Annotated in this window: 27 protein-coding genes and 1 pseudogene; 17 read left to right on the top strand and 11 right to left on the bottom strand. The window is 55.3% G+C overall.

Annotation, left to right across the window (positions count from 1 at the left end; all coding sequences use genetic code 11):
* Position 1: 1 nt before the first annotated feature.
* The 6 genes from ACX3YD_RS15620 (at position 2) to ACX3YD_RS15595 (ending at position 9,188) form a co-directional block, all read left to right on the top strand.
* Entirely contained in the window at positions 2-1,486 is a 1,485-nt protein-coding gene (locus ACX3YD_RS15620; RefSeq protein WP_454838538.1) for a multicopper oxidase family protein, read from the top strand.
* 750 nt (positions 1,487-2,236) lie between these two features.
* A complete protein-coding gene (locus ACX3YD_RS15615; protein ID WP_454838539.1) occupies positions 2,237-2,578 on the top strand; it encodes a hypothetical protein in 342 nt (113 codons plus the stop codon).
* A gap of 101 nt (positions 2,579-2,679) precedes the next feature.
* Positions 2,680-3,936 (top strand): TolC family protein, encoded by a 1,257-nt coding sequence (locus ACX3YD_RS15610; RefSeq protein WP_454838540.1) that lies wholly within the window; start codon positions 2,680-2,682, stop codon positions 3,934-3,936.
* The gene (locus tag ACX3YD_RS15605; protein WP_454838541.1) at positions 3,933-5,417 is read left to right on the top strand and encodes an efflux RND transporter periplasmic adaptor subunit; all 1,485 of its coding nucleotides are present in this window, start codon (positions 3,933-3,935) and stop codon (positions 5,415-5,417) included. Before ACX3YD_RS15610 ends, ACX3YD_RS15605 begins: the two co-directional genes overlap by 4 nt.
* Positions 5,414-8,572: an efflux RND transporter permease subunit gene (locus tag ACX3YD_RS15600; protein ID WP_458960473.1), complete on the top strand. Its 3,159-nt coding sequence runs from the start codon at positions 5,414-5,416 to the stop codon at positions 8,570-8,572. Before ACX3YD_RS15605 ends, ACX3YD_RS15600 begins: the two co-directional genes overlap by 4 nt.
* A gap of 226 nt (positions 8,573-8,798) precedes the next feature.
* Positions 8,799-9,188 (top strand): DUF6957 family protein, encoded by a 390-nt coding sequence (locus ACX3YD_RS15595; RefSeq protein ID WP_454838543.1) that lies wholly within the window; start codon positions 8,799-8,801, stop codon positions 9,186-9,188.
* Here ACX3YD_RS15595 and ACX3YD_RS15590 read toward each other — a convergent pair.
* From ACX3YD_RS15590 to ACX3YD_RS15575, 4 genes and pseudogenes are all read right to left on the bottom strand, one after another.
* Entirely contained in the window at positions 9,180-9,536 is a 357-nt protein-coding gene (locus tag ACX3YD_RS15590) for an ATP-dependent nuclease (RefSeq protein WP_458962053.1), read from the bottom strand. The genes ACX3YD_RS15595 and ACX3YD_RS15590 overlap by 9 nt on opposite strands.
* 324 nt (positions 9,537-9,860) lie before the next feature.
* Positions 9,861-10,337 carry a type II RES/Xre toxin-antitoxin system antitoxin gene (gene parS, locus ACX3YD_RS15585; RefSeq protein ID WP_454838545.1) on the bottom strand — a complete coding sequence of 159 codons (477 nt, stop codon included), beginning with the start codon at positions 10,335-10,337 and terminating at the stop codon, positions 9,861-9,863.
* A gap of 154 nt (positions 10,338-10,491) precedes the next feature.
* The gene (locus ACX3YD_RS15580; RefSeq protein WP_454838546.1) at positions 10,492-10,749 is read right to left on the bottom strand and encodes a BPSL0761 family protein; all 258 of its coding nucleotides are present in this window, start codon (positions 10,747-10,749) and stop codon (positions 10,492-10,494) included.
* A 195-nt stretch (positions 10,750-10,944) separates the two neighbouring features.
* Positions 10,945-11,278 (bottom strand): annotated as a pseudogene (locus tag ACX3YD_RS15575) (DUF2790 domain-containing protein).
* A gap of 668 nt (positions 11,279-11,946) precedes the next feature.
* Between ACX3YD_RS15575 and ACX3YD_RS15570 the strand changes: the two are divergent.
* The 7 genes from ACX3YD_RS15570 to ACX3YD_RS15540 all read left to right on the top strand — a co-directional run bounded on the left by ACX3YD_RS15570 (position 11,947) and on the right by ACX3YD_RS15540 (position 18,873).
* The gene (locus ACX3YD_RS15570) at positions 11,947-12,306 is read left to right on the top strand and encodes a DUF305 domain-containing protein (protein WP_454838547.1); all 360 of its coding nucleotides are present in this window, start codon (positions 11,947-11,949) and stop codon (positions 12,304-12,306) included.
* 42 nt (positions 12,307-12,348) lie between these two features.
* The gene (locus ACX3YD_RS15565; protein WP_454838548.1) at positions 12,349-12,618 is read left to right on the top strand and encodes a DUF2933 domain-containing protein; all 270 of its coding nucleotides are present in this window, start codon (positions 12,349-12,351) and stop codon (positions 12,616-12,618) included.
* Between the two features lie 2 nt (positions 12,619-12,620).
* On the top strand, positions 12,621-13,268 hold the full coding sequence (locus ACX3YD_RS15560) for a methyltransferase family protein (protein ID WP_454838549.1): 648 nt from the start codon (positions 12,621-12,623) through the stop codon (positions 13,266-13,268).
* A 252-nt stretch (positions 13,269-13,520) separates the two neighbouring features.
* Positions 13,521-14,396: a polyphosphate kinase 2 gene (ppk2, locus tag ACX3YD_RS15555; protein WP_454838550.1), complete on the top strand. Its 876-nt coding sequence runs from the start codon at positions 13,521-13,523 to the stop codon at positions 14,394-14,396.
* A 22-nt stretch (positions 14,397-14,418) separates the two neighbouring features.
* Complete coding sequence (locus ACX3YD_RS15550) at positions 14,419-16,845, top strand: heavy metal translocating P-type ATPase (RefSeq protein ID WP_454838551.1); 2,427 nt, start codon at positions 14,419-14,421, stop codon at positions 16,843-16,845.
* A gap of 427 nt (positions 16,846-17,272) precedes the next feature.
* On the top strand, positions 17,273-17,527 hold the full coding sequence (locus ACX3YD_RS15545) for a heavy-metal-associated domain-containing protein (protein WP_454838552.1): 255 nt from the start codon (positions 17,273-17,275) through the stop codon (positions 17,525-17,527).
* 116 nt (positions 17,528-17,643) lie between these two features.
* The gene (locus ACX3YD_RS15540) at positions 17,644-18,873 is read left to right on the top strand and encodes an MFS transporter (protein WP_454838553.1); all 1,230 of its coding nucleotides are present in this window, start codon (positions 17,644-17,646) and stop codon (positions 18,871-18,873) included.
* A gap of 140 nt (positions 18,874-19,013) precedes the next feature.
* Here ACX3YD_RS15540 and ACX3YD_RS15535 read toward each other — a convergent pair whose 3' ends face one another.
* On the bottom strand, positions 19,014-19,346 hold the full coding sequence (locus ACX3YD_RS15535; RefSeq protein ID WP_454838554.1) for a hypothetical protein: 333 nt from the start codon (positions 19,344-19,346) through the stop codon (positions 19,014-19,016).
* 69 nt (positions 19,347-19,415) lie between these two features.
* Between ACX3YD_RS15535 and ACX3YD_RS15530 the strand changes: the two genes are divergently transcribed.
* Entirely contained in the window at positions 19,416-20,420 is a 1,005-nt protein-coding gene (locus ACX3YD_RS15530) for a YVTN family beta-propeller repeat protein (protein ID WP_454838555.1), read from the top strand.
* A gap of 187 nt (positions 20,421-20,607) precedes the next feature.
* Positions 20,608-20,904 carry a hypothetical protein gene (locus ACX3YD_RS15525; protein WP_454838556.1) on the top strand — a complete coding sequence of 99 codons (297 nt, stop codon included), beginning with the start codon at positions 20,608-20,610 and terminating at the stop codon, positions 20,902-20,904.
* 171 nt (positions 20,905-21,075) lie between these two features.
* Here ACX3YD_RS15525 and ACX3YD_RS15520 read toward each other — a convergent pair whose 3' ends face one another.
* The 6 genes from ACX3YD_RS15520 to ACX3YD_RS15495 form a co-directional block, all read right to left on the bottom strand.
* Positions 21,076-21,378: a hypothetical protein gene (locus ACX3YD_RS15520; RefSeq protein ID WP_458960472.1), complete on the bottom strand. Its 303-nt coding sequence runs from the start codon at positions 21,376-21,378 to the stop codon at positions 21,076-21,078.
* A 149-nt stretch (positions 21,379-21,527) separates the two neighbouring features.
* The gene (locus ACX3YD_RS15515) at positions 21,528-21,680 is read right to left on the bottom strand and encodes a hypothetical protein (RefSeq protein ID WP_454838565.1); all 153 of its coding nucleotides are present in this window, start codon (positions 21,678-21,680) and stop codon (positions 21,528-21,530) included.
* A 198-nt stretch (positions 21,681-21,878) separates the two neighbouring features.
* A complete protein-coding gene (locus tag ACX3YD_RS15510; RefSeq protein WP_454838566.1) occupies positions 21,879-22,130 on the bottom strand; it encodes a hypothetical protein in 252 nt (83 codons plus the stop codon).
* A gap of 253 nt (positions 22,131-22,383) precedes the next feature.
* Positions 22,384-22,605 (bottom strand): hypothetical protein, encoded by a 222-nt coding sequence (locus tag ACX3YD_RS15505; protein ID WP_454838567.1) that lies wholly within the window; start codon positions 22,603-22,605, stop codon positions 22,384-22,386.
* 57 nt (positions 22,606-22,662) lie between these two features.
* A complete protein-coding gene (locus tag ACX3YD_RS15500) occupies positions 22,663-23,202 on the bottom strand; it encodes a hypothetical protein (protein WP_454838568.1) in 540 nt (179 codons plus the stop codon).
* Positions 23,203-23,371: 169 nt separating this feature from the next.
* The gene (locus ACX3YD_RS15495; protein ID WP_218538288.1) at positions 23,372-23,617 is read right to left on the bottom strand and encodes a hypothetical protein; all 246 of its coding nucleotides are present in this window, start codon (positions 23,615-23,617) and stop codon (positions 23,372-23,374) included.
* A 393-nt stretch (positions 23,618-24,010) separates the two neighbouring features.
* Between ACX3YD_RS15495 and ACX3YD_RS15490 the strand changes: the two genes are divergently transcribed.
* Positions 24,011-24,262 (top strand): hypothetical protein, encoded by a 252-nt coding sequence (locus tag ACX3YD_RS15490; protein WP_454838569.1) that lies wholly within the window; start codon positions 24,011-24,013, stop codon positions 24,260-24,262.
* A gap of 389 nt (positions 24,263-24,651) precedes the next feature.
* Positions 24,652-24,954, top strand: a complete 303-nt coding sequence (locus ACX3YD_RS15485) for a hypothetical protein (protein WP_282382581.1) — start codon at positions 24,652-24,654, stop codon at positions 24,952-24,954.
* The last annotated feature ends 201 nt before the right edge of the window (positions 24,955-25,155 follow it).

The raw sequence follows: 25,155 nt of genomic DNA, 5'->3' as shown, positions 1-25,155 counted from the left end.
GATGCAACGACGTACCTTTCTCGGCGGGATGGCTGTAGCAGGACTGGCAGGCCCTTGGTTGCGAGCGTGGTCGGCCGAGACCATGGACTCCCTGTCGTCGCCTCTTGGACTGCCATTGCTGGCATCCGAGTTGCTGCCCGCAGGTGGCACACTTCGCGAACTCACCAAACTGACAAACACCAGCAATCAACCGGGTACCTTCCAAGGCAAGCTGACCGCTGCACCTGTGACATTGCCTTTTATCCCCGCTCACGCTTCGACCGAGTTCTGGGCCTATAACGGCACTCTGCCCGGTCCTTTGATCGAGCTATTTGAGGGGGACACGGTGGAAATAACCTTCGTCAATCAGCTCAAACAGCCGTCCACCATTCACTGGCATGGCTTGCCAGTGCCGCCCGAGCAGGACGGTAACCCGCGAGACCCAGTTCCACCTGGCGGAAGCCGTATCTACCGTTTCAATCTGCCGGAGGGTAGCGCGGGCACCTACTGGTACCACCCGCATCCGCATCAATATACAGCCGAGCAAGCCTTTCGTGGATTGGCCGGGCCGCTGGTGGTTCGATCGCGAAAAGACCCACTGACAGCACTGCCGGAAAGACTGTTAGTGATCTCTGATCTCAAACTTGACCGCTATGCTGCCATCGCACCAAATAACGAAAACGATTGGATGAATGGCCGCGAAGGCCAGTTCGCCTTGGTCAACGCCCAGCATCAGCCAGTATTGCCATTTGACATTGGAGGGCGCGAACGTTGGCGCATTTGGAATGCCTGTAGTGCCCGGTATCTGCAACTCACGCTGCCCGGTAGCACGTTGACTCTGGTCGGCACCGACGGCGGTTTACTGGAAGCTGCACAGCCAGGACTGACCGAATACTTGCTGGCACCCGGCCAACGGGTCGAACTCATCGTCGATGCCGGTGGCCGTCGAGACAAAGCAGAGCTAACCGCTAGTGTTTATCCACGGGGCAAGATGGGCAATGTGGTGCCTGATCAAATCATGCCACTGCTGACGGTTGATTTTACAGCCGTCACTACCAAGGTGCAGGCAGCCTTACCTGCTCATCTTGGCTCAGTGGCCGACCTTGGCCCGACCTCAACCCATAAGCAAGTGGTATTCAGCGAAAGCATGAGTATGGTCAACGGTCGCCACAGCATGCAGTTCCTGATCAACGATCAGGAATACGACATGCAACGGATCGACTTGGTCAGTCGAGTCAACGAAGTTGAACTATGGGAAATCGTCAACCGCACGGACATGGACCATCCCTTCCACTTGCACGGCACCCAGTTCCAAGTAGTTGAGCGCGAGTTCGAGGGGGTGGTCACGCCCGCTCCGTTCCGAGCATGGCTGGATACAGTCAACCTGCGCGCGAACGAAATCGTACGAATTAAAACGGTACAGCGTTGGCCCGGCCTACGCATGTTCCACTGCCACATCCTTGAACATGAGGCAATGGGCATGATGGGACAGCTCAAGGTAGTTTGAGCAAGAACCGCGAGATCCGGCTGGATCATTTCCGCGAAGCGGGTTCATCGAACGCTTTAACCGATGACCTGCTGCTGACCTGCTGCGCAAAAAAGGCCAGCCAGAATCACCTACCGGATTCAAGCTCTTAAGCTTACGAATCACGGACTGCCTATTGGGATCGGTCATACTCGAGGTAGTTCAATGAGCTTGGAGTGCGCCTAGGAAGTCTGGAGCGATTCAGTTGAACAACTCAGATTGCGCAAGCGGTTAAACGAGCTGTCCACACAAAGTCGAAGCGCTGCCGGCACCTTGAACCCTCAGGCTATTGGTAGACGACTTTTCTAGTGCTTTCGTGAATCAGCAGGAGCTGATGGTCCTGGAAACTTCCAGGCGGAAGCACGCACGATCTGAAGCAGATGCGACCAGGTCTCCCTAATATTTCTTCATCATGTCATTGCTCATTTCGTCTTTTTTCCATGCCATCGTTCTTCATGGCATCGCTTTTCATTTCGTCCTTTTTTCGAACATTGCGATGACGCTGAGCAACCACCTGGGCCGGTTCTGGATGACCTACCTTCTACAACTTGCCCGAAAGGAGAGCATCATGACTCGTAATAACCCCAGCATGGTCCGGCTGGGTTGTCTGTCTGTTTAGCGAGTCCTTGTTTCTACGTGAGGAGGTTCTTATTGACCTTCAGATGCATCCGACGGGCCTTCCTGACAGAGTCGTAATTGTACAGTCCGTCACCAACGACTAGACTCCCCCGCATGAAACGCTACCTGCGGTGCTGCCTCATTTTCCTGATTAGCCTAGCGCTTCCCCTCAGCGGGATGGCGGGCGTTCAGGCACCGACAGAACCTTGCCCAATGAAAACAACGGGCATGACGATGATGGGAGATATGGGCCAGGACTGTTGCCACGACATGAAAAGCCCCTCCGATCACGGCAAACCCTGCAAGCCGGGCCAGGAGTGCAAGACTGGCGGCATGCTGCAAGTCTCGATCATCAAGCCTCCTGTCACCTTGTCCAGTCCCATTGTGCTTTCCTTCCCCAACGACTTCCTGCCTGCCCAGGCCCCTTCTGGGGTTTGGCGACCGCCTCGCGCTTGATTCCTGTACCACACTGAGCCTCATCCCGTTTTAGCGGGATGGCCTATCTGCGCGCATGTATTCAAAGAGGTGCGCAGTGGATCATCACAGGAATCGTGAACATGAACTCCAAGTGCTATTGCACCGGTTGGTCCCTCGTGGCCGCCCTGGCGGCAAGCGTGCTGGCATTGCCGAGCCTTGCCGCGCCCCTGACACTCGATGAAGCGTTGCGGCTGGCCGAAAACAATGCACCGTCGTTAACCGCCCAAAACGCCAAACTGCAAGCCGCCAGCAGTGCTGCCATTCCAGCCGGCGAACTACCTGACCCGAAGTTAAAGCTCGGCGTACTGAACTACCCCGTTGGCGGTCCCGATCGCTGGAGCATCGACCAGGACTTCATGACCATGCAAATGGTTGGGGTCATGCAGGAGGTGCCCAACCGCGACAAGCGCCGGGCGCGCATCGAAGTAGCTGAGGCAGCCATTGACCGGGCTGCGGCTGAAGGTCGTGTGGAGCGCCTGAACGTCCGTCAGGCCACCGCACTGGCCTGGATCAGTAGCTATTCCGTCGAGCGCAAAGAGGCCCTGTTTCAGGACCTCTATCGAGAGAACCGTCTGTTGGCCGATACCGTTCGGGCGCAGATAGCCGGCGGTCGTGCTCAGCCTGTTGATTCGGTCACGCCGAAACAGGAGGCGGCTCAGTTGGCGGAACAACAGGACGAGTTAGTTCGCCTGCGTGCGCAAGCCCGAGCGGCACTCAAGCGCTGGATTGGCCTGGCGGCCAATGACCAGCCCGTCGGTAGCTTGCCCGAGTGGCCCATCGATACTTCAGGTTATTCCCATAAGCTGCAACATCATCCCACGCTGGCGGCTTTCACCCCAATGACCCGCGAAGCGCAGGCCAAGGTGCGTGAAGCCGAGGCGGAAAAGCAGTCCGACTGGAGCTGGGAACTTGATTACCAACGCCGCGGGCGGGAATTTGGGGACATGGTCAGCGTGCAGTTCACGTTCGATCTGCCACTGTTCCCCGACTCTCGACAAAACCCGAAGATTGCCGCCAAACACGCCGAACTGAATCAGTTGGAGGCTGAGCGCGAAGCCCTGGTACGCGAGCATACCGAGCAACTGGAGGGGGATCTGGCCGAATACGAGCGCCTGACTCGTGCCGTGCGCCGCAGCCAGGACAGCCTGCTGCCTCTGGCCAAGGAAAAGGTCGGGCTGAGCATGGCCAGCTACCGCGCCGGTAAGGGTGATCTGGCGCCGGTCATCGCTGCCCGACGCGAACTCATAGAGGCCCGCCTCAAACAGATCGACGTCGAAGAACAGCGAGCACTGACTAGCGCGCGCCTGTATTTCGCCTATGGGGAAAACAACCAATGAGCACACGAATCTGGAAAGTCGCTGTGTTGACCGGCTTGTCGGTCGCCTTAGGGGTTGTTGGCGGTTATTGGTTCGCTCGGCAGCACATGAACGTAATGCCTGGAACGGCCACCGAACTGCCCCCCAAGACACAAGACGAACGCAAGTTACTGTATTGGTACGATCCAATGCAGCCGCAGCAGAAGTTCGATAAACCGGGCAAGTCGCCCTTCATGGACATGCAGCTGGTACCCCAATACGCTGATGCAGCGACGGACAACGCGGCCATCAGTATCGACCCAAGCCTGACCCAGAATCTCGGCTTGCGTCTGGCCACAGTCACTCGTGGAGTCCTTGCTTCCAGGCTGGACGTGGTTGGTGTGCTGGCATTCAACGAGCGGGATGTCGCGGTGATTCAATCGCGTACTGCGGGCTTTGTGGAACGGGTGTATGCCCGTGCTCCGGGCGATGTACTCCAGGCCAATGCAGCTTTGGCCGATATCCTGGTACCAGAGTGGGCCGCAGCTCAGGAAGAGTTTCTCGCACTCCAACGCAGCGGCGATGCTGAATTGCTGGCGGCAGCACGCCAACGGCTGCGCCTCACGGGAATGCCGGCGGCGCTGATTACTCAGGTAGAACGCAGCGGTAAGGTCCAGCCAACCCTGACCCTCACCAGCCCCATTGGCGGTGTGCTGCAAGAGTTGAATGTCCGTACGGGAATGACCGTGGCGGCCGGCGAGACTCTGGCTCGCGTCAATGGCTTGAGCAGCGTCTGGCTAGCCGTGGCCGTTCCAGAGTCGGAGGCTGGATCAATCGTCGTCGGTCAAAGGGTCGAAGCACGCCTGCCAGCCTTCCCTGGGACTGTGCTCAACGGCACGGTCAGCGCAATTCTTCCCGAGACCAATCCGGACAGTCGCACCATACGTGTACGCGTCGAACTACCCAACCCTGCCGGGCGCCTCAGACCCGGATTGACGGCACAGGTGCGCCTGAGTCGTTCGACTGAGCAAAGCGTGTTGTGGGTACCTAGCGAGGCACTCATTCGCACCGGCCGACGCGTCCTGGTGATGCTTGCCGAAGACGCTGGTCGCTACCGGCCAGTAGAGGTGCAACCCGGGCAGGAAAACGAAGGCAAGACGGTGATGCTGAAAGGTCTGGAAGAAGGCCAGAAGGTGGTTACCTCTGGCCAGTTCCTGCTCGACTCCGAGGCCAGTCTCAAGGGCATCGTCGCAGGCACGGTGGAAACGCCACCCTCTACCGCCGTAGCTTCGGCCTTGCATGAGGCTGACGGGCAGATCGTTGAAATCAACAATAAAGACGTAACCCTTGCTCATGGGCCGTTCAAGACTTTGGGTATGCCAGGCATGACCATGACCTTCCCATTGGCTGACCCGGCGCTCATGCAAGGACTCAAGGCGGGCGACAAGGTTCGGATCGCAGTGAGCCAAACCGATGATGGGTTGCGCGTTGAGCGCCTGGAAAAAACCGGGGGCCAACCATGATCGCCGGCCTTATCCGCTGGTCAGTGGCCAACCGCTTCCTGGTGCTGCTGGCGACGCTCTTCGTCACAGCCTGGGGTATCTGGTCGGTTCAGAGCACGCCCATCGATGCACTGCCGGATCTCTCCGACGTGCAGGTGATCATCCGTACCCCTTATCCGGGACAAGCGCCGCAGATTGTCGAGAATCAGGTGACCTACCCGTTGGCCACCACCATGCTCTCGGTGCCGGGAGCGAAAACCGTGCGCGGCTATTCCTTTTTCGGCGACAGCTTCGTTTACGTGCTGTTTGAAAACGGTACCGACTTGTATTGGGCTCGCTCGCGGGTGCTGGAATACCTGAGCCAGATACAAAGCCGTCTACCGGCCAGCGCCAAGCCGGCATTGGGGCCGGATGCTACAGGGGTGGGCTGGATCTATCAGTACGCACTGGTGGATCGCACCGGCGGACACGATCTGGCGCAGCTGCGCGCGCTACAGGACTGGTTTCTCAAGTTCGAACTCAAGACTTTGCCGAGCGTTGCGGAAGTGGCCACCGTCGGCGGCATGGTCAAGCAGTACCAGGTGCAGCTTGATCCGCTCAAACTGGCCAGCCTGGGCATCACTCAGGCTGAGGTGACCGAGGCTATCGGCAAGGCCAATCAGGAAACCGGTGGCGCCGTGCTGGAGATGGCGGAGACCGAGTTCATGGTGCGTGCTTCCGGCTATTTGAAGACACTGAACGACTTCCGTGCGATCCCGCTCAAGCTCGGTGCGGGTGGCGTGCCGGTGACCCTTGGCGATGTGGCCACGATCCAGTTGGGGCCGGAGATGCGTCGCGGCATCAGCGAACTCGACGGCGAAGGCGAGACTGTCGGTGGCGTGGTGATTCTGCGCAGCGGCAAGAACGCCCGCGAAACCATTGCCGCGGTCAAGGCCAAACTCGACGAATTGAAAAGCAGTCTGCCGGCCGGGGTGGAAATCGTCACCACCTACGACCGTAGCAAGCTGATCGACCGCGCCGTGGAAAATCTTAGCCACAAGTTGATTGAGGAGTTCATCGTCGTCGCGCTGGTCTGCGGGATATTTCTCTGGCACCTGCGCTCATCGCTGGTGGCCATTATCTCTCTGCCGGTTGGGGTGTTGATTGCCTTCATCGTCATGCGCTACCAGGGGATCAACGCCAACATCATGTCCCTTGGCGGGATCGCCATCGCCATCGGCGCCATGGTCGATGCCGCCGTGGTGATGATCGAAAACGCCCACAAGAAGGTCGAGGCCTGGCATGCGGCCCACCCGGGGGAGGAGCTGAAGGGCGAACATCATTGGCATGTAATGACCGAAGCGGCGGCGGAAGTAGGTCCGGCACTGTTCTTCTGCCTGTTGATCATCACCCTGTCGTTCATTCCGGTGTTCACCCTGGAGGCGCAAGAGGGCCGCCTGTTTGGCCCCCTCGCTTTCACCAAGACCTACGCCATGGCCGCGGCGGCCGGACTGTCGGTGACTCTGGTACCAGTGCTGATGGGCTACTGGATTCGCGGACGGATTCCCAATGAGGAGCAGAACCCGTTGAACCGTTGGTTGATCAGAATCTATCAACCGGCCCTGGACGCGGTGCTGCGTCGTCCAAAAATCACCCTGCTGGTCGCGCTACTGATCTTTGTCAGCGCGTTGTGGCCGATCTCTCGCTTGGGTGGCGAGTTCCTCCCGGCGCTGGACGAGGGCGATCTGCTCTATATGCCTTCGGCTCTGCCAGGGTTGTCGGCGCAGAAAGCGGCGCAGCTGCTGCAACAGACTGACCGCCTGATCAAGACCGTCCCCGAGGTCGAACACGTCTTCGGCAAGGCTGGCCGCGCCGAAACTGCTACCGACCCGGCCCCCTTGGAGATGTTCGAGACCACCATCCAGTTCAAACCACGCGAGCAGTGGCGCCCGGGGATGACCCAGGAGAAGCTGGTGGAAGAACTGGATCGAGTGGTACGAGTCCCGGGGCTGACCAATATCTGGATACCGCCAATCCGCAATCGCATCGACATGCTCGCCACCGGGATCAAGAGTCCGATCGGGGTGAAAGTTGCCGGCACCAACCTGACGGAAATCGATGCGGCCACTCAGGCGGTCGAGCGCGTGGCCAAGGAGGTGCCCGGTGTCAGTTCGGCCCTGGCCGAACGCCTGATCGGCGGCCGCTATATCGATGTGGATATCGACCGCAAGGCCGCTGCCCGCTACGGGCTGAACATCGCCGATGTGCAGTCGATCGTGGCCGGCGCTATCGGCGGTGAAAACGTCGGGGAGACGATTGAAGGGCTCGCCCGCTTCCCGATCAATGTCCGTTATCCCCGTGAGTGGCGTGACTCGCTCGGCGCCCTGGAGCAGCTGCCGATCTACACCCCTTTGGGGAGTCAGATCACCCTTGGCACTGTGGCGAAGGTCAAGGTCAGCGACGGCCCTCCGATGCTCAAGAGCGAGAACGCCCGACCTTCTGGCTGGGTGTACATCGATGTGCGTGGCCGGGATATTGCCTCAGTGGTCGCCGACCTGCGCCGGGTCGTCAGTGAGCAGGTCAAGTTGCAGCCAGGTATGAGTTTGAGCTACTCGGGGCAGTTCGAATTTCTTGAGCGAGCCAATGCAAGACTCAAGCTGGTAGTGCCGGCCACACTGCTGATCATTTTCGTCCTGCTCTACCTGACATTCGCTCGCTTCGACGAGGCCTTGCTGATCATGGCCACCCTGCCGTTCGCCCTGACTGGCGGGGCGTGGTTCCTGTATCTGCTGGGGTTCAATCTGTCAGTGGCTACCGGTGTTGGCTTTATCGCCCTGGCCGGTGTGTCGGCCGAATTTGGCGTGATCATGCTGCTTTACCTGAAGAACGCCTGGGCTGAACGTGAAGACGCCGGCGACAACACTGAACGTGGCCTGGTCGCCGCTATTCGTGAAGGCGCGGTGCAACGGGTCCGCCCCAAGGCCATGACCGTGGCCGTCATTATTGCCGGCCTGTTACCCATCCTTTTGGGCAGCGGCACCGGTAGCGAAGTGATGAGCCGCATCGCCGCACCCATGGTCGGAGGCATGGTCACCGCCCCCTTGTTGTCCTTGTTTGTCATCCCGGCAGCTTACCGCTTGATGCGCCGTCGGCGCCTCGCTGTTGAATCCATACCCTCGGAAGGAAGCAGGCTATGAAGTGATTGTGTCCACGACTGCCTGCGTCACATCATCCAGCGGTCTGGTTTTCTGATTGGGCAGGGGACGACCCTTATAATCAGTCTGGGATCGAGCTCTATCGGCACTGCGTCACAACAAGGCTGATAGAGATCGACGCTAGAGGCTAATAGGCCCTGTTCGCACGGATTAACTGCAAGAGTGAAGGTGTATTTCCTCTGAGGCAGACCCTGAGGAATGTATGGAAATGTCAGGTTTGATCGATTTGCTGGCCGGCAAAGGAAACAGCTTGATTGGCAGTGTTCTGAGTGATGCCGAAGCGGTGTCGTTTGTTGAGGCGCATTCTCCGGGCAAAGCGTATTGCCTAGTAGCTGACTGGACGTTGATCGATGTTTCCGTTTCCGACGAGCAGGCCAAAGCGCTTGCGACGCTGGGCCTCGCGGCCAGCATCGTTTATGCGCTTTGCGTCATTGAAGACAGTCGTGGGCGTTTTCTTCCAGGCGACTGGGTTAAAAGCTCATATGAAGTTTCGTTCACCCACGGATGCCTATTCGAAACTCAAAACACCGTCTATGTATTGATGAGATACGGCCGCCGGTTGGGTGCAGATCTGGAATTTTTACTAAGCCTACGCTGATGGTGGATTGCTAAGCCCTGAGTACCGTTGGCCAGTCCTTGTGAGGCTCCTCTTCGATCTCAGATGTTTTTTTGGATTACAGGAGCGCAAGAACATCCCGTATGTCTCGATGCTTTTCAGTGGTGTATCAAGGTCGCGCAGGGTCACCGTGATATTGATCGGCTGGGTTACGTCCATACTGAAGAAGTCCACGTCGGTGATATGCGCGTTGCGCCTAAAACCAAGACATAAATCAATCGCATCAAGGATTGTAGATTTGCCGCTGTCGCCGGGGCCGATTAGGCAATTCAGGCCCGAACCAGGTGCCCACACGAGATTGCGGATACTTCGGAAATTCTGGATTTCCACCTTGCAGATTTTAGCCACGCACACTCCCTATGTTGCCTGTCAGCTCAGACCGCTGTGTTGTGAACGATCCCGACGCTAATTTACTGCCGAGAATTGTACGACTAGGTTAGCCAGGCGATAGCAATGTGCCGGTATTTGAGGGTGTGGAAGACACCACTGCACCTTATGGCTACCCAGATATAAATGAGTTAGAAAAGTTATCCTTGGAACATAAACTCGCTAATTTCCATATACATGACCGCATGACGCTAACCAAGAAGGACACAGGTTAAGTTCACAGGCTCCACATAGCTGACAGGCTCACATAGCTGCGAGTGAGCTAGCTCAGGCGGCACCACCCCATTCCAGAGCTTGAAGTACACGGCGAACCTGTTTGGCTCCGATCTCGGTTTCGCAGAGCATAATCGGCGCCCCTCCGCCGAGGGCTTTGTTCGGCTTCGACATCCACTGCGCGGTCGTCTCTCTGCTCTCAAAAACCTCTTCGGCCAGGTGACATACAGCGGCAATCCGGTCTAGTCGTTCTGACGCGACAGGATCGAGGGGCTTTTGTTCACGCCTACGCCGTTCGAGCGTGGAGATCGATGCATTGAGCAGCGTCTCCAAACTGCGCTCCTGAAGATCAAAGGTCACGCGAATAGCCTGGAAAAGGTCAGCACAAAACCCTTCCTTTATCTGGAGCAGTCGTTCCGAGTCCTTGAGCAAATCTCGATTGGCGCTGAAGTCCCAAAATGCAACGATGGCTAATTCGCGCGATTCGCCTTTCTTTTTTGCCTGACGCCGAACAGTCGTTGAGGTGTTCACCACTACTCCATCACATAAAATGATTTACCCGTGCAATGAGCATAGGTCTCCTATCTGGGCAGTGGGCTGCCTTTCAGCAGGGCGCTCCCATAGTCTGTGACTTATGGCAGTTGACTCACTGAACCAGCTTACGACGCGGGATTAGCTGCACAAATCAATGTTCAAAGCTTGAGCTGAACATACGCACATGAAGGCCAATAGCCATTTCCCGCGCTGCATCATCAGGTTTGGTTGCCGCCAAAAGTTCTTCAAAACGACCGAGCTCCATGATTTGGTCGGCCGTTGGATAATGGCGCAGTAAGCGCCTGGCTTCGTTGCGAATCGCATCGGGTAGTTCGGCGTTTTTGGACAGCTCTCGAAGGAATTCTTCCGCCTGGATAACGCTACGAGTGCGCTCATATGGCAGCGCCATATCAGCTCCTTTCAAAAGTGATTGGACTGGAGGGCCGCTTTGACTTTAGCTCAATGGGCAGCTCAAAGCAGTGATGCAGTACCTATTGGTTCGGCCTATGAGGCTATGCCAAGGGGATTTACCTTAACTTTCCAGGAGCCGGGATGCATCAAGCGGTGTTAATCATTTCAACCGGCCACATTCACCTTTAAGCGATCAGCCGCCATGAGGACAGTCGCTGCCCAACACTTGGTACTCGATGGTGTTGACTTTGCCATTGGAGTCTTCGTAGGTCATACGCGAAGGGACCAGCCCATAATATTTAGTGGTTGGAGTCACGTTAACCACTTTTGCAATATCAAGGTCCAGCCCATACTTAATAGTGGACAATTTCAGGTACGGCTATACCGTTTCTGATGGCATATTGCTCCATTGCGTACAGGTTCTCTTGCATCGTCCGACCGTAGACGCGATCCCCTCCGCGTTTAGCCATGGCTGCGGAGGAAGCTGCCAATATTGCAATAGCGATGCCTGCATTCAATATTTTCATGATTTTCTCTTTGCTATAACTAACTTGTTATTAGATGGTAGCAAGTGATGCCTGTCAAAAAGCTGTCTCTAATGTTACTTATGTGTCAGGTATGATATTTGTTTTTTATTAATGTCATCCCTGGCAGTGCACCTATTGTGGTTTACGCTTCGTCAGTTAAATAGGCTCGGATGGTGCTTAACACCCATGCGCAACGAAATGCTAACCAGCTAGAAGCTGACAGGAATGTAATCTTAATTTCAGTCGACTGTCCGTCAAACGTGGTCTAGGGTGAAATGTGAGCCTTTGGGTATGTGCTTACTTGAGCGTGGTGAAACAGCATTTTGCTCGAGTTGCGCTTGGTAGTTTTGAGGCTTGGGACAAACACCTTGAGGCCGAACATTTCGCCTAATGATCAACTGCGCCGAAAATCTATTAAACGTAGGCCAATTTTTTGTTGAGCGGTTCCGTTTCCACTTCCACGTGTGCGGGCCTGTGTGAATGCGCACAGCGTTGCCGAAAAATGGTTGGCACTTAGGGTTGGTCAGCCCCCATGCGGTTCAGAAATAGCAATTTCCGTGTTCGGGGGGCAATGGCCAACCCTCCGGCCCTAGCAGGAGATTCACAATGTCACAGCATATCAAGTACAACAGCTCTAGCCGGTCACTTTGTTGATGAGGGCGGTAGCGATGGTTGTCGCGGTAATGGCAGCAGCGCCGACGTTGGCCAATGCCGCAGAACCCGCGAAAAGCGAAACGATGCCGATGCCTTCCGAGCAGATGGATCAATCGAAGACCACGAAACAACTGGGCGGCATGTCCATGACTGGTGATGTGGATTATGACTTCGCGGCCAACATGCGCATGCACCACCAGATGGCAATTGAAATGGCGCAAGCCGAACTCAAGAGCGGAAAAAATCAGGAGATGCTTCATGTGGCCAAGGACATAATTGCCGCACAGAAGAAGGAAATTGCCGTATTCGATCAGTGGATTAAAGCGAAAAAAAACCATGACTATGGTGATGCACAAAATCTATTAGTGCGCTGAATTTTTGAAAGAAATACACGCGCCGGTTTGAAGGAGAATTTAGTGAATCACGACCACCTTCAGCACAACTCTGAGCCACCAGGCTTCTGGCGCTCGCGCTACTTGATCGGGTTGATCGTTTTTGGCGCCATTGCTGCGTTTTTCCTGTTCAGCGAGCACCGTGCCCACCTCTTCGGCGCGCTGCCGTTTCTACTGCTGCTGGCGTGCCCGCTGATGCACTTCTTCATGCACGGCGGCCATGGTCACCATCATGGAGACCCATCGACCAAAGTCCCCCCTGGACCATCGCAGCCGCCAAAGATTGGAGATTAGTCATGCACGACACCCCAGCTTACGGACTGTGGACGCTCGTCATTCTCAATTCGGCCATCTTCATCATGTTCGCGTTCAGTTTCTTCAAGCCTCAGACCGCACGCGACTGGCGCACTTTCGGGGCGTTCGCAGCCTTCATAATCGCTCTGTTCGTCGAGATGTACGGCTTCCCGCTGACCATCTACCTGATGTCGGGCTGGCTTCAGACGAAGTTTCCGAGCCTCGACCTACTGTCCCACAACACCGGCCATCTGTGGTCGACGTTACTCGGAGAGAAGGGCGATCCGCACTTCGGTGTGCTGCACATTGCCAGCTATGTGTTCCTTGGCTTCGGCTTCTATTTACTGTCCAGCGCGTGGAATGTCCTGTACCACGCGCAGCGGCGCAAAGGTCTCGCCGTATCAGGCCCGTATGCGCATATCCGCCATCCGCAGTACGTTGCGTTCGTACTTATTCTGCTGGGTTTTCTGTTCCAGTGGCCGACGTTGTTGACCTTGCTCATGTTTCCTATTTTGCTAGTGATGTATGCGCGGCTGGCTATCACAGAAGAGGCAGAGATGCGAAAGCAGTTCGGCGCGGAGTTCGAGGATTATGCTGCGAGGACACCACGCTTTCTGCCGTCGCTGCGCAAGCGGCTATCGGCCACCTGAATCGCGTTAGCAGGTTCAACAATGCAAGCAACCGCATCAATCCCATTCCAGCTGTTGACTGTTCGGGCCTTGTACCTCAGCAGAAGGAGCCTAATGTCGAGGGAGGTATCCGTATCGGGTGCGTGTGCAGACAGCGCGTAAGCGCCTAAAAATTCTGCGTCAGTGACACCGATCCAGATCGAACCGGTGGCAGCCAGAATCAGTTTTTCCCTGAAGGTCCGAACGACCGAGCTGGACGATGGAGTACTTCATATGAGCAAAAAGAAAAAAAATGTCAGGGGAAATGATGAAGTCGCTCTGCCGGTTGCAGGCGGCACAGGTATTTCGCCGGCTGAGCTTATCGTCAGCAGGGAGCAAACCGAGGCATTGATCTCACATGATGACTATGAAGCTCAGCTTCGTGTTTTGCAGATTGAGTTGGTCAAGCTGCAGAGGCACTTTATCGGCTGCGGCGATAAGATTCTCGTGCTGCTGGAGGGGCGAGACGCTGCCGGTAAGGACGGTAGCATCAAGCGCGTCGTCGAGTACCTAAGTCCGCGCGAAACACGCGTCGTGGCACTCGACAAACCCTCTGACCGCGAGCGCAGTGGATGGTACTTCCAGCGTTTCGTCGTCCACCTCCCCGTGGCTGGGGAGCTAGTTCTGTTCAATCGAAGTTGGTACAACCGTGCCGGCGTCGAGCATGTGATGGGCTTTTGCTCTAAGGACGAGCATGAGGAGTTCATGCAATCGGTGCCGAAGTTCGAGGAAGTGCTCGTCAACTCAGGCATCAAGCTGCTGAAGTATTACCTCGACATCAGCAAGGACGAGCAGCGGCGCCGACTAGACGAGCGGCAACGTAATCCGCTCAAGCAATGGAAGACGAGTCCGATCGATGCTGTCGCCATTAAACGTTGGAAGGCGTACTCCGCCGCGCGCGACGAAATGCTGATGCGAACGCATACCGCTATCTCACCGTGGCGCGTCGTACGGGCTGACAATAAGCGGTTAGCGCGTCTAAATCTTATACGCGACGTCCTCTCGCGATTACATTACGCAGGCAAGAAGAACAAGCTCGTCGAGCCGGATCGGGACATCGTATTCGAATTCACGCCCAATTGCGTCGACGCTGGGAAACTGGCGCGCTGATGTCTGCCCCTCAGGAGCGAACATGAAAACAAGCACCTTCGAAGTGGGGGAGTTAATCTCCACCCTGAGCGCGACCGGCGTCCACCGACAGATCGCAATGCTATCGGGTGTTCATCATGTCGAAGTGAACTATGTGGCCGGCAGTGCCACCGTGCACTTTGACGAAGCGAAAACGTCGCATCAAGAGATCCGCCAACGCATCATTGACTGCGGCTACCATTGCCGGGGTGAACTCGTTCCCGCTCACCTCTGCGAGCCTACAGATCACAAGACCGTAGACGCGCATAAAGGCTACATGGCGCATGGTGGTAGCAAGGGACACGCGCCGAAGGAAATGGAACCGGGGAGTGATCCCCATGCCGGCCACAGCGTCAAACCCGCGCAACCGATGAGCGACATGACGCACGATATGGGGCATGCGCCCGGCATGTCGATACAGGACATGGCCGACGATATGCGTAATCGCTTCTTCGTTGCCCTATTGTTCGCTATTCCAGTCTTCCTGTACTCGCCGATGGGCAAGATGTTCGGCGATTTCGCAACTCCGTTCGACCTTAATCGGAAGGTTTTTCTGTTCGTCGCCGCCACTGGCGCGATCGCTTATCCGGGTTGGCCATTCTTCGTCGCAGCCTGGCGTGCTGCGCGCAACCGGGTGGTCAACATGGCGACCCTGGTTTTACTCTCGGTCGGCACTGGGTATGTGTTCAGTGTGGGGGCCACCTTCCTCTACGAAGGTGAGGTGTTCTACGAAGCGGCAGCCGTGCTGCTGGTCTTCATTCTACTGGGCCACTGGCTTGAGATGCGTGCACGCGCGGGTGCCTCAGATGCGATCCGCGCCCTTATGGATCTGGCCCCGCCGATGACCACGGTGCTACGCGCTGGCGTCGAGACCGAGGTGGCCACCTCGGAGGTGCTGACAGGCGAGACGGTAATCATCAAGCCGGGCGACAAGCTTCCGGTTGACGGCGAAATCATCGAAGGTAACTCTGAGGTCGATGAATCTATGCTGACCGGCGAATCGATGCCCGTGAAGAAGACTCTTGGTGATGCCGTTATTGGCGCCACGATCAATAAGAGCGGTAGCTTCCGCTACAAGGCTACCAAGGTTGGTGCCGACACGGCGTTGGCCCAGATTGTCAAGCTCGTCCAGGAAGCCCAAAACTCCAAGGCGCCGGGGCAGCTACTCGCTGATCAAGCCTCGCAGTGGCTGGTTCTGGCAGCCATTGTCATTGGTTTACTCACTTTCGGCGTGTGGTTCTGGGTCCTGGACCAGCCACTGCTGTTAGCGTTGACGCTAACGATCACGGTGTTCGTGATTGCCTGCCCCGACGCGCTAGGCTTGGCCACCCCGATGGCCATAATGGTCGGTACGGGGCTCGGCGCTATGAACGGTATCTTGTTCAAAAACGCCGCCGCACTTGAGAACGCTACCAAGCTCACCATCATCGTTTTCGACAAGACAGGCACTCTCACACTCGGGCAACCTGATGTGGTAGAGATGGTCACCGCCCAGGACGTTACCGAAGCTCAGTTGCTGGCTACCGCTGCGGGGGTGGAGAAGTTCTCGGAGCATCCCTTGGCGTTGGCGGTGCTCAAAAGATTGGGGACCTCGCGGGCCGAGGTCGCGACGGGATTTACCAACATCGATGGTCAGGGTGCTCACGCGATGATCGACGGTGAGAAGGTACTGCTCGGAAACCTCAAGCTGATGGAGTCCGAAGACATCCCATTGCAGGCGCTGGCCACTGAAGCCTTCCGACTCCAGGGTGGGGGCCGAACCGTAGTGTATGTCGCTCGCGGCGGAAAGCTGATCGGTCTAATCGCCATTGCCGATGCCGTACGGCCGACCTCCATGGCGACGATCGCCAAGTTGCAGGAGCGCGGTGTAAAGGTGGCGATGATTACCGGCGATAATCAAGCCACGGCCGATCGCATCGGCAAGGAGCTTGGTATTGATATAGTGCTGGCCGACGTGCTTCCAGGCCAGAAAGCATCCAAGCTTAAGGAACTGCAAGAGCAGGGGCACAAAGTTGGCATGGTAGGCGACGGCATCAATGATGCGCCGGCCCTGACCCAGGCCGATGTAGGTTTCGCGATTGGTGCCGGCACCGACGTGGCTATGGAAAGTGCGCAGGTCATTTTGATGAAAAGTGACCCGTACGATGTCGTCGGTACTATAGAACTGTCACGTGCCACCCTGCACAAGATGCATCAGAACCTGTGGTGGGCGGTTGGTTACAATCTGATCGCCTTCCCGCTGGCAGCCGGCGTCTTCTACCCGTTTACTTTATCGCCAGAAGTCGCAGCATTATCGATGTCGGGTAGTTCGGCCGTCGTGGCAATCAACGCTCTGCTACTGAAACGGACCAAGCTCGCCGGTATCAAGCGTGTACGGCCACAAATTATACCTACGGCCGGCGCGCAGCCTTCCCTCGGCGTCTCGTTGTAACCATCGATATTTCCCACGGGCTCGATCATGCGGCAAGGAGGTAAAACGAACTACCGCAGTCTATACGTAAGCCTTGCTGCCGCAAGTGTGTTGCAACACCAGGTCAATGGATTACCAGGCAGGAGACGTACTCTGACTGTGGCCCTGTCAGCTTGCCGCTGACCAACACCGTCCAGGCTCTTTCCCGCTACCGGTGGTGACCAGAATGAATTACCGGATAAACCAATGGTTCTCTGAAGAGCTCTCTATCGTTGATAGCCGGCCAAAAAACTCAAGCACGCTCAGACGACGTGGTTAGATCCAAAGCAATCCTCGAGTCAAGTAATCCTGAGCAAACTGATCCGCATACAAATGTGAGCCACAGACGGGAGACTAAGAACGTATTACAACGATGTTTGTATTCCCTATCATAAAAAGGAGTATCACCATGCAAAGTGAAACGTTGAATGTAACCGGTATGACGTGTGGCGGCTGCGCCAGCAATGTGGCGAACGCGCTGAAAGCAATTCCCGGAGTTGATGACGTAGTAATGTCGCTCTCGACCGGCGAGGCTGCCGTGCGTTATGACGAGCGACTCACCTCGCTCGATCAACTGAAATCGGCCGTGAAAGGCGCGGGCTATGGAGTGAATGCGGCCAAGGCTACGCCCAATCATCAATCCAAGGGTGGTTGCTGCGGTTAACTCGCCCCTATGATACTCAGACGTCGGACCGCAGGCATGACTCGATGGCCTGCGGCTACATGAGGGCCGCCAGCGCGCGCTCAGCACGTTTGCCCGTAGCGACTACGGCCGTGCTTATGCTCAGCGTGTTCACTGTGTCGGTTGGCTTTGGCATCGTGCTTCCGCTTTTACCCTACCTAATTGAGCGGCTCTTGGGAGCTGAGGGTGATGCTGCGCTAGTTTCCCAGCACACCGGGTTACTGACTGCTGTCTACGCTCTCTCACTTTTTCTGTTTGCACCCATGTGGGGCCGACTTTCCGACCGACGCGGCCCGCGAGGTGTACTACTTGTTGGACTTCTCGGCTTTGGCGTAACCATGTTGGTTTTCTCTTTTGTTGAGAGTCTCGTCGCTGTTTACGCCGAGCGCTTCATAAGCGGTATGTTTGCCGCAGCGGTGACGCCCGTAGCAGCGGCTGTATTCGGCAACGTCACGACGACCGAGCAGGGACGGGCCCGTCGGCTTGCGTTCGTCAGCATGACAGGGATTAGCGGCTTCCTGCTTGGACCGATGCTGAGCGTGTTCGTGACGCGCTTTGCCGCATATACCTTCAGCCTCGCCTTGCCGGCAGGATCAGTCGCGGTTCCGCTCGCGGCGACGGGAGTGCTCGCCTTTCTAGTGGCCGGTGGAGTTGCGTTTTCAGTGCCGAGTATCGAAGGCCTTGGTCGGTCAAAGAAGAAATCTAATGCCTCGGCCGATCAAAACGCATGGCTGGTGCCAAAACTCCTCATCCTCACTTTCATCGTTTCGGTCGGCGTCGGGGCCTTCGAGGTCGGGCTCGCACTGCGTGGTAAACAGGAACTAGGTTTGAGTCCATATCAGATTGCGCTGATGTTTACCGAGTGCAGCTTGGTCATGTTTGGGATGCAAGCAATCGTATTCTCACCCTGGTTCAAGCCGGACACGACCCGCTGGCTCATCGCACCCGCACTCTCCGTGCTGGCAGCTGGGTTGTTCCTTGTACCTTGGGCATCTAATTTTATGTTGATGCTTGTCGTGATCGGTGCGGTCGCTACCAGCGCCGGCATCCTATCGCCGATCCTCACTTATTGGATCTCGGCCAAGGCTGGAAGCGCACAAGGCTGGGAGCTCGGCAAGCAAACGGCAGCGTCCAGTCTTGGGGCAACCTTAGGGTCGGCGGTCGGTGGAATCCTCTACAGTACTGTCTTTCTGCCTGGTGCCTCTTTTGTTCTGAGCGCGAGCCTCACAGTGCTTGGCTTCTTGCTAAGCTTTGGGCTGCCGCATTTACTAATGCTTCCTGATTTATGCTCTCGTTCGTTATCCGCACGATCGAGCAAGCAAAAATGAAAAAAGTAGGGCGTTAGATTTCTCGAGGTATTAAAAGCCCAGTCTGATCTCGATCACGAACATCATGCTGACTCGTTTAACGAATGATAAAGCGATTAAACGTTGTCAATCTTTTAAGTTTACGGCGCAGTAGTGACTTCCTACGCGGGTGCAGCGTTTTCAGCTGCCGCGGCGAATTGAAATACCAGGTGCTCATGTGCGCTGCGGCTTTGGGTGAGCGTGTCCTTGGCCCTGAGCAGGGTGTTTTGTAGGCGATCGTTGTCTTGCGCCAGGCCGGCGATAACGCGCTGTTGGCGGAAGGCTCTTATCAAGCCGCAGCAGGTAGCAAAGCTGTGCTCAAACTGGCGTTTCCCGGCAAGTCGGCTGAGCTGTTTCGCTTCGTCTTGCCGTGAGCAATAACTACTTTTTCCACAGCGCTCAATGCCGAGTAGTTGATTATGATCAATGAGCGACTGGTTGCGGCGGCGCAGCATGATAAGCAGGCGATTGCTCGCCGAACACCAGTCGCAATAGTCACTGTTTCGCTAAAAGGATCAGCGCTCATGTTCAAGTTCAAACTGCTTTTGGCGTCCAGTCTCGCTCTGGCTTTAAACGTAGCGCTGGCAGCGCCAGTTGGCACTGTGTACACGGCCAATGAGCGCGACAGTTCGATTAGCCAAGTCAGGCTCGACACGGGTGTGGTCAAAACGCTTGCCCTGAACATTGCACCGCATAATTTACAAATCAGCGCCGATGGACGCTGGCTGCTGGTGGTGGGCATGCCTGCGCATGCCGAGCATCAAACAGGAGCCATGAGGGCGGGTGAGTTGCTGGTGTTCAGCACTGCCACGCTAGATAAACCGGCCTTTAGCCTGCCGGCGGGGCAACATCCTGCCCACGTGGTGACTGACCTCAGCGGACAGCGGGCTTTCGTTAGCGACTCTGCCGCTAATCTGGTTCGGGTGTTTGACCTACAAGCACGCACTCAGCTCGGCACTGTCAGGACCGGTAGTTTCCCCCATGGTTTACGCCTGAGCCCGGATGGCAAGATGCTGTATGTCGCCAATATGCGCAGTGGCAGCGTATCAGTAATCGATACCGCAACGCTGAAAGAAGCCACGCAAATTGCCGTTGGTAACGGCCCTGTGCAAGTCGGCTTCGCCCCAGATGGGCGGCAGGCCTATGTGTCGCTGAGCGCAGAGAACAAGCTCGGAATCATCGATACGGAAACACAACGCTTGATAGGTAAAGTTGCCGTCGGCAGAACGCCGATTCAGATGTATGCCACGGCAGATGGTCGCCAGGTCTACGTGGCCAATCAGGGCAGCAGCAGTGAGCCGGATGACCGCGTCTCGGTGATTGACCCGCAGACCTTGAGCGTTGTCGCCACCCTGACCACCGGTAAGGGCGCTCACGGTGTGGCCATCAGCAGCGACGGCGCTTATGTGTTTGTTAGCAATATCGAGGCCGGCACCTTCTCTGTGATCGATACTGCCAGTCGCACAGTGGTAGCCAGCCATAAAGTCGGGGCCGGACCCAATGGCATTAGCTACCAAGTGCCTGAGTGAGCCGCAAACAACCGCTGGTTTGTGTGCCGGACTGCGGCAACCGAGTCTGACGGTCCAAAGACTTGTGTGTCCAACCACGCTTTTACCTTCATTCCGAAGAAGTGCTAGTGAGGTGGCCCGTTGGGTAAGCACCGCTATCCTGTAATGACCAGCCAAAAAATCGTGGAGATCTCTCAAGGGAGGGGCCATGAAAATCAGAACTGTCGAGACAATCGAAATTGTCACCAACGTAATTTGTGACGTTTGCGGTGTCAGCACCCGTGTCGAAGGCTACGGGATGCAATTCGGTACGGTGCAGGCACGTTGGGGGTATGGTTCTCAGCATGATGGTGAGTGTTATGAAGTGCATCTCTGCGAGGGCTGCTTCTTCCATACACTGGGCAATTTGCGCCGCGAGCGAATGGTTAACACGATGTTTGATGAGCAGGCCGCCGATCTGGACGACTTCGGTCGAGTTGCTCGCGATAGTTTTTTAGGCGAATAACCGTACGGTTCATCTCCGCGTGTATTGCAGGCATATCGCAGTCCTTGGCTCATAGAAAAGGTAGCGAAATCTATAACAAAGCCATTAACCTTTTTTTTGTATGGTTAATGTCACATTCTATTGTTGGAAATTACACGCTTTTTGCGGCAGGCACGCCAGCAGTGTCACGTTCTATTTATTTATGGAAAGAGAGCCGCTACCGTAACCTATTGATTTTATTGGGGCGCTAGTGTCACATTCTATTGTTTGGCACCACCAACCGGTGTCGGCATCAGAGGTGATCGGCGAACCGTAGCTATCCCGGTTCGGTAGCACCACATGGGCTTCACCTGGCACCAGGGCGATTTGAATCGGACGCAGGTAACCATTCCCATATGGTTCAAGCCAGCCATCTCCACCGAGCGTATGAAGGATCAGTTGTTCCACCCTTCGAGGCGACTGCGTTTTGATGTAGAACCTGTAGTAGATGGACATTCCGCTGTTCCTGTTGTTGCCACTCAAACTGGCGCTATGCGATCTTTAAAGTGAATTGGTAGAACGCCCACCGACTGTCCCCTGTCATCGACTCGCGTGGGCGATGAGCGCTCTACCAATACAGCCTAATAGATCCAGCCAAACTCATACTAAGCGTAAAAATTGCTTTCAAGCTTTTGCTTGGGCACCGTACCTATTGCGGCACAGGCCAGTGCGATCACGCCTAGTCCACCCATGACCCCATCCCCCAAGTAAATGCCGGCGGCGATCTCGATGACCGCAGCAAGTTTTATGATCAGCATATTCATTTCCAATGGTTGTCGAAAATCGCGAGCGTTATATGGTGGTCATCCCGTGAGAATACTTAGCAAGTATGGCCATAATTTCGATCATCCGCAGCATGCTACAGGTGTCTGATACAGCCTCATCGCGTAAAGCCTCCAACCAGGTCATGACGTGTTGATTTTGCTTCATGGTTACTCTACCGCACCTTTAAAGGGTCAAAATGCTTTAGCTTGTTGGTCAACGGAAATGCATTGGCCTTTTACTCGATCCAAATCCCTTCGTGTGATTTCTCGTCCCTCGCGGTTCGCATCCAAAAGAATCTTTTTGGCACAATGCGACACGGATGTTACGGACTGAATATCGTCGACAGATGCAGCCTCCCATTGCTTTCCGATCGGCTTTCCAACAAAAACCACAGCCATTAATGCCAATCCGATCAACCCAATTAATGCAGCCTTTGATTTCATTTTGAGACCTTAAACCTTGTTGATCTGACATAGGTAAGTGATGTTCTTATGGGCTAATCGCTGCACCAGAACGTAGGTACATCATCCCCTGTCAGAACCACATGCAAGGGCGGCTTCGGATCCTTTTACGGGTACCAACCTTCGTGAAGCGCACTTGATACGCGGCTCTCACTCAAATAAAAAAGGGCGACCATTGGCCGCCCTCTGATTAAACACGAACGAAAGCCCGGCAAACGCCGAACTACTGTGACCTTTAGACGTACGCGCCGATCTCGTAGCCGTCACGGCCTTCATCGAAATCGGCCCGATCCAAGTCAGGGTATTCAGACATCGCATAATCAAATGCTGCATCCAGATCATCCGCCGCTACCGTCCAAAGGGTGGCTGAATCCCAACCATTGGCCAATAAGCTGACGTGGAACAGTTTTGCACCTTTGCCGATTGTGGCGGCTGACAGGCTAATTAATAGGGACATCAGAAGGCACCTCAGTTGGAGAGCGATCCCCGTGAGGAGATCGCTTGAATTGACCGCTTAGAGAGCAACCAGCTGATACCCGGTTGTATCCGCGCCCCTTTTCTTCTTCAACTGAGCAACGATTTCCTCGGCCGTAGGATTAGTCATCCACATGATGATTTGGTAGTCATCGCCCCTGGTAGGGTGGACCCAAGTCGTAATGCGATGAGTGCACCCCTTAGCCTTGTATTTCGCATCATCCTTTTTCAGTTTTGCCTGATATTTCTTCTCAAAATCGTCGAACTCTTCATTCAACTTTTTCATGAAGCAACTCTCGCACTCACCATCTCGATTCGTGCGGCAGGATGAAGGATCAAACGCGGGTTTCTGGCAAGTTTTGCAAGGCATTATCTGGACTGTCTCCAGAAGAGACTTACAGTCATTCTCTGTAGCGTCCTTGATCGCAATTTCCTTGTTCTGAACGATGGTGTCACCACCGTTCGGCAAACGCACCGTTATCTGCAGGGGACTGCCGTACATGAAACAGCATGGACTGACTTCGGCAGTCAGTTCCACATCGCCACGCATTGCGGTGAATTTTTGGGCTTGAGTAAGCATGGTGTAGCTCCTGTGTAAAACTCGCGGAGCTACCCCGAGCGGGATGGCGTCCCGCGAGGGTAAGTAAAGTGCTGCGAATGCAGCATTTGGTGGCAGATATTGCCATTAAATCAAAAAATCTAGATCAGTAGATCTAGGTTGCCGAGCATCTGAATCAAATCAAGCAAGGCTAAATTACGCCCTGCTCTCGAAGGGTCTCAGACTGTTTTCTTCGGCGCATCTCTAATTGCAGTTCCCACATTCCAGGTCTTTTGGTTCCAAGAATGTAATGTGAGTTCCTCGTCTTCACCTCGCCTCGACGCGCAGCAACGATGGGCGAAGTCTGGATTTCACGACCGTCTACGATCCCGATTAACGAAATCGTATCTTCAGTGGTCGGAATAATTTTCCAGTCGGTAATGTTCTTTGTGCTCATCAGATCGCTTCCTGCAGAAAGGTTGAATTTAATATCTCAGCCTCACGTCGGATAGCAGTGAAATAGCGTGCAGGTTTAAACATTGGTGTAGCTCCTGGGAGAAAATCTGGCGGAGCTACCCCAAGCGGGATTGCGTCCCGCGAGGGTAGGTGAGGTGCTGCGAATGCAGCTCTAGGTGGCAGAATTACTGCCATTCAAACAGGCCGGAACATCCGATCTGAAAGAAACTTTTGAGTGGTGCCATAAGGCGATGGCCGGAGTATATCCTGGTGAAGGAAACTGGCAACCCCGTCCCGATCCAGCCAGAATCAAGCTGAGTGAATAAACCGCTCCAAACATATGCCAGTGTTATTCCGGTCTAGGAAAACCGCCCCCTTACCAAGGAGTCTGCAGATGAGCAATCCACCGCTTACCGTCACTCTCGACCCGGTACTCCTCGACAGCTTGGAGGCCTTTGTACGAACCCAAGTGGCATACATGGGATTGCCCCAATCCGCCTTTCTTGGCCAAGAAGGCAGACTACTCGCGGGTCAGGGAGCGCAAGCCGCCGTAGCGGTAACCCAAGCATTGCTTAAGGCATTGCCCGCCGATGGATCGGGCTCGCTGGGTGAGGCCCTGGCCGAGCTAAATGCGGCTCGATCTTAATGATATTGCTGACTAGGAAAATGCCATGTCGCCTCAAACGGACTTGATTGATGGCCAACCTGCTGCCCTAGACCCCCGACAGACTACGCGTATTGAGGCAGTTCATCGTGGCTTTCTCTACCAGCATCTATACGCCGTTGGCTTGCTGAGCACGCAGCATCCTCAACGGAGCTGGAGCGTGCGGCGGTTTTCATAAAGGCTGCGCTTTGCAGGAAATCTGGCTTATCCCTCGGCCACGTCGTTTTCAATCGCTCAGTGATAAACGTTAAGAGATGAAAACCCACCATTTGAAACTCCTGAGGCCATCACAGTTGGCGGTCAGCAGGAGCTTGCCACGTAGTCTACGTAATGAAGGTCCCGCGTCTTACATTAGCGACGAGAAATCCCAGATGAGCGTTGAACTGAATGAGGAGGATATGCGCTTGGCGCTATTCGGCTCCCCAAAACAATCCGACCCCGTAGTACTCGCAAAGCCGCAGCCGAGTCCAACGTCGCGACTAAACTCTAAACCGCTATCACCGAAGCTGAGGGTGACACTGCACGTTACCAAGGACTTCGAAGGCGACGTGAGCGTGTTCATTTATGATGCGAACACGCTGAGTACTCTTATCGCGGAACAAGAGGCTAAAAAAGAAGCTAAAAAAAAGAAATTCAAATATTTCGATGTGGTCTCGGTCAAACCCATCCAGTAACTATCGTGTCGTTAAAGAGCGTGCTTCATTGCACTGCTCTTGCTCCCTATGCAATACCACTTACCAGCCAGTTGTTTTCTTGCAGACATTCGTTTGCATGTAACTTGACCAGTATGCGCCGTAATAGGGACTAGCTGATAAAGTCCAAAAGCAACAACTCCAGCAGTATTAAAAAATACTCGGTTTTTTGAACAAGCGGAT

The organism is Pseudomonas fluorescens group sp. PF-1, from assembly GCF_054481335.1.
This window is presented reverse-complemented; position numbering and strand designations above follow the sequence as displayed.

Bases quoted from the DNA above. Each gene is read 5' to 3' on its own strand.
- ACX3YD_RS15620 (WP_454838538.1), top strand. From the start codon at position 2: ATGCAACGACGTACCTTTCTCGGCGGGATGGCTGTAGCAGGACTGGCA.
- ACX3YD_RS15615 (WP_454838539.1), top strand. From the start codon at position 2,237: ATGAAACGCTACCTGCGGTGCTGCCTCATTTTCCTGATTAGCCTAGCG.
- ACX3YD_RS15610 (WP_454838540.1), top strand. From the start codon at position 2,680: ATGAACTCCAAGTGCTATTGCACCGGTTGGTCCCTCGTGGCCGCCCTG.
- ACX3YD_RS15605 (WP_454838541.1), top strand. From the start codon at position 3,933: ATGAGCACACGAATCTGGAAAGTCGCTGTGTTGACCGGCTTGTCGGTC.
- ACX3YD_RS15600 (WP_458960473.1), top strand. From the start codon at position 5,414: ATGATCGCCGGCCTTATCCGCTGGTCAGTGGCCAACCGCTTCCTGGTG.
- ACX3YD_RS15595 (WP_454838543.1), top strand. From the start codon at position 8,799: ATGTCAGGTTTGATCGATTTGCTGGCCGGCAAAGGAAACAGCTTGATT.
- ACX3YD_RS15580 (WP_454838546.1), bottom strand. From the start codon at position 10,749: ATGGCGCTGCCATATGAGCGCACTCGTAGCGTTATCCAGGCGGAAGAA.
- ACX3YD_RS15570 (WP_454838547.1), top strand. From the start codon at position 11,947: ATGGTTGTCGCGGTAATGGCAGCAGCGCCGACGTTGGCCAATGCCGCA.
- ACX3YD_RS15560 (WP_454838549.1), top strand. From the start codon at position 12,621: ATGCACGACACCCCAGCTTACGGACTGTGGACGCTCGTCATTCTCAAT.
- ppk2 (WP_454838550.1), top strand. From the start codon at position 13,521: ATGAGCAAAAAGAAAAAAAATGTCAGGGGAAATGATGAAGTCGCTCTG.
- ACX3YD_RS15550 (WP_454838551.1), top strand. From the start codon at position 14,419: ATGAAAACAAGCACCTTCGAAGTGGGGGAGTTAATCTCCACCCTGAGC.
- ACX3YD_RS15545 (WP_454838552.1), top strand. From the start codon at position 17,273: ATGCAAAGTGAAACGTTGAATGTAACCGGTATGACGTGTGGCGGCTGC.
- ACX3YD_RS15540 (WP_454838553.1), top strand. From the start codon at position 17,644: ATGCTCAGCGTGTTCACTGTGTCGGTTGGCTTTGGCATCGTGCTTCCG.
- ACX3YD_RS15535 (WP_454838554.1), bottom strand. From the start codon at position 19,346: ATGCTGCGCCGCCGCAACCAGTCGCTCATTGATCATAATCAACTACTC.
- ACX3YD_RS15530 (WP_454838555.1), top strand. From the start codon at position 19,416: ATGTTCAAGTTCAAACTGCTTTTGGCGTCCAGTCTCGCTCTGGCTTTA.
- ACX3YD_RS15525 (WP_454838556.1), top strand. From the start codon at position 20,608: ATGAAAATCAGAACTGTCGAGACAATCGAAATTGTCACCAACGTAATT.
- ACX3YD_RS15520 (WP_458960472.1), bottom strand. From the start codon at position 21,378: ATGTCCATCTACTACAGGTTCTACATCAAAACGCAGTCGCCTCGAAGG.
- ACX3YD_RS15515 (WP_454838565.1), bottom strand. From the start codon at position 21,680: ATGCTGATCATAAAACTTGCTGCGGTCATCGAGATCGCCGCCGGCATT.
- ACX3YD_RS15510 (WP_454838566.1), bottom strand. From the start codon at position 22,130: ATGAAATCAAAGGCTGCATTAATTGGGTTGATCGGATTGGCATTAATG.
- ACX3YD_RS15505 (WP_454838567.1), bottom strand. From the start codon at position 22,605: ATGTCCCTATTAATTAGCCTGTCAGCCGCCACAATCGGCAAAGGTGCA.
- ACX3YD_RS15500 (WP_454838568.1), bottom strand. From the start codon at position 23,202: ATGCTTACTCAAGCCCAAAAATTCACCGCAATGCGTGGCGATGTGGAA.
- ACX3YD_RS15495 (WP_218538288.1), bottom strand. From the start codon at position 23,617: ATGAGCACAAAGAACATTACCGACTGGAAAATTATTCCGACCACTGAA.
- ACX3YD_RS15490 (WP_454838569.1), top strand. From the start codon at position 24,011: ATGAGCAATCCACCGCTTACCGTCACTCTCGACCCGGTACTCCTCGAC.
- ACX3YD_RS15485 (WP_282382581.1), top strand. From the start codon at position 24,652: ATGAGCGTTGAACTGAATGAGGAGGATATGCGCTTGGCGCTATTCGGC.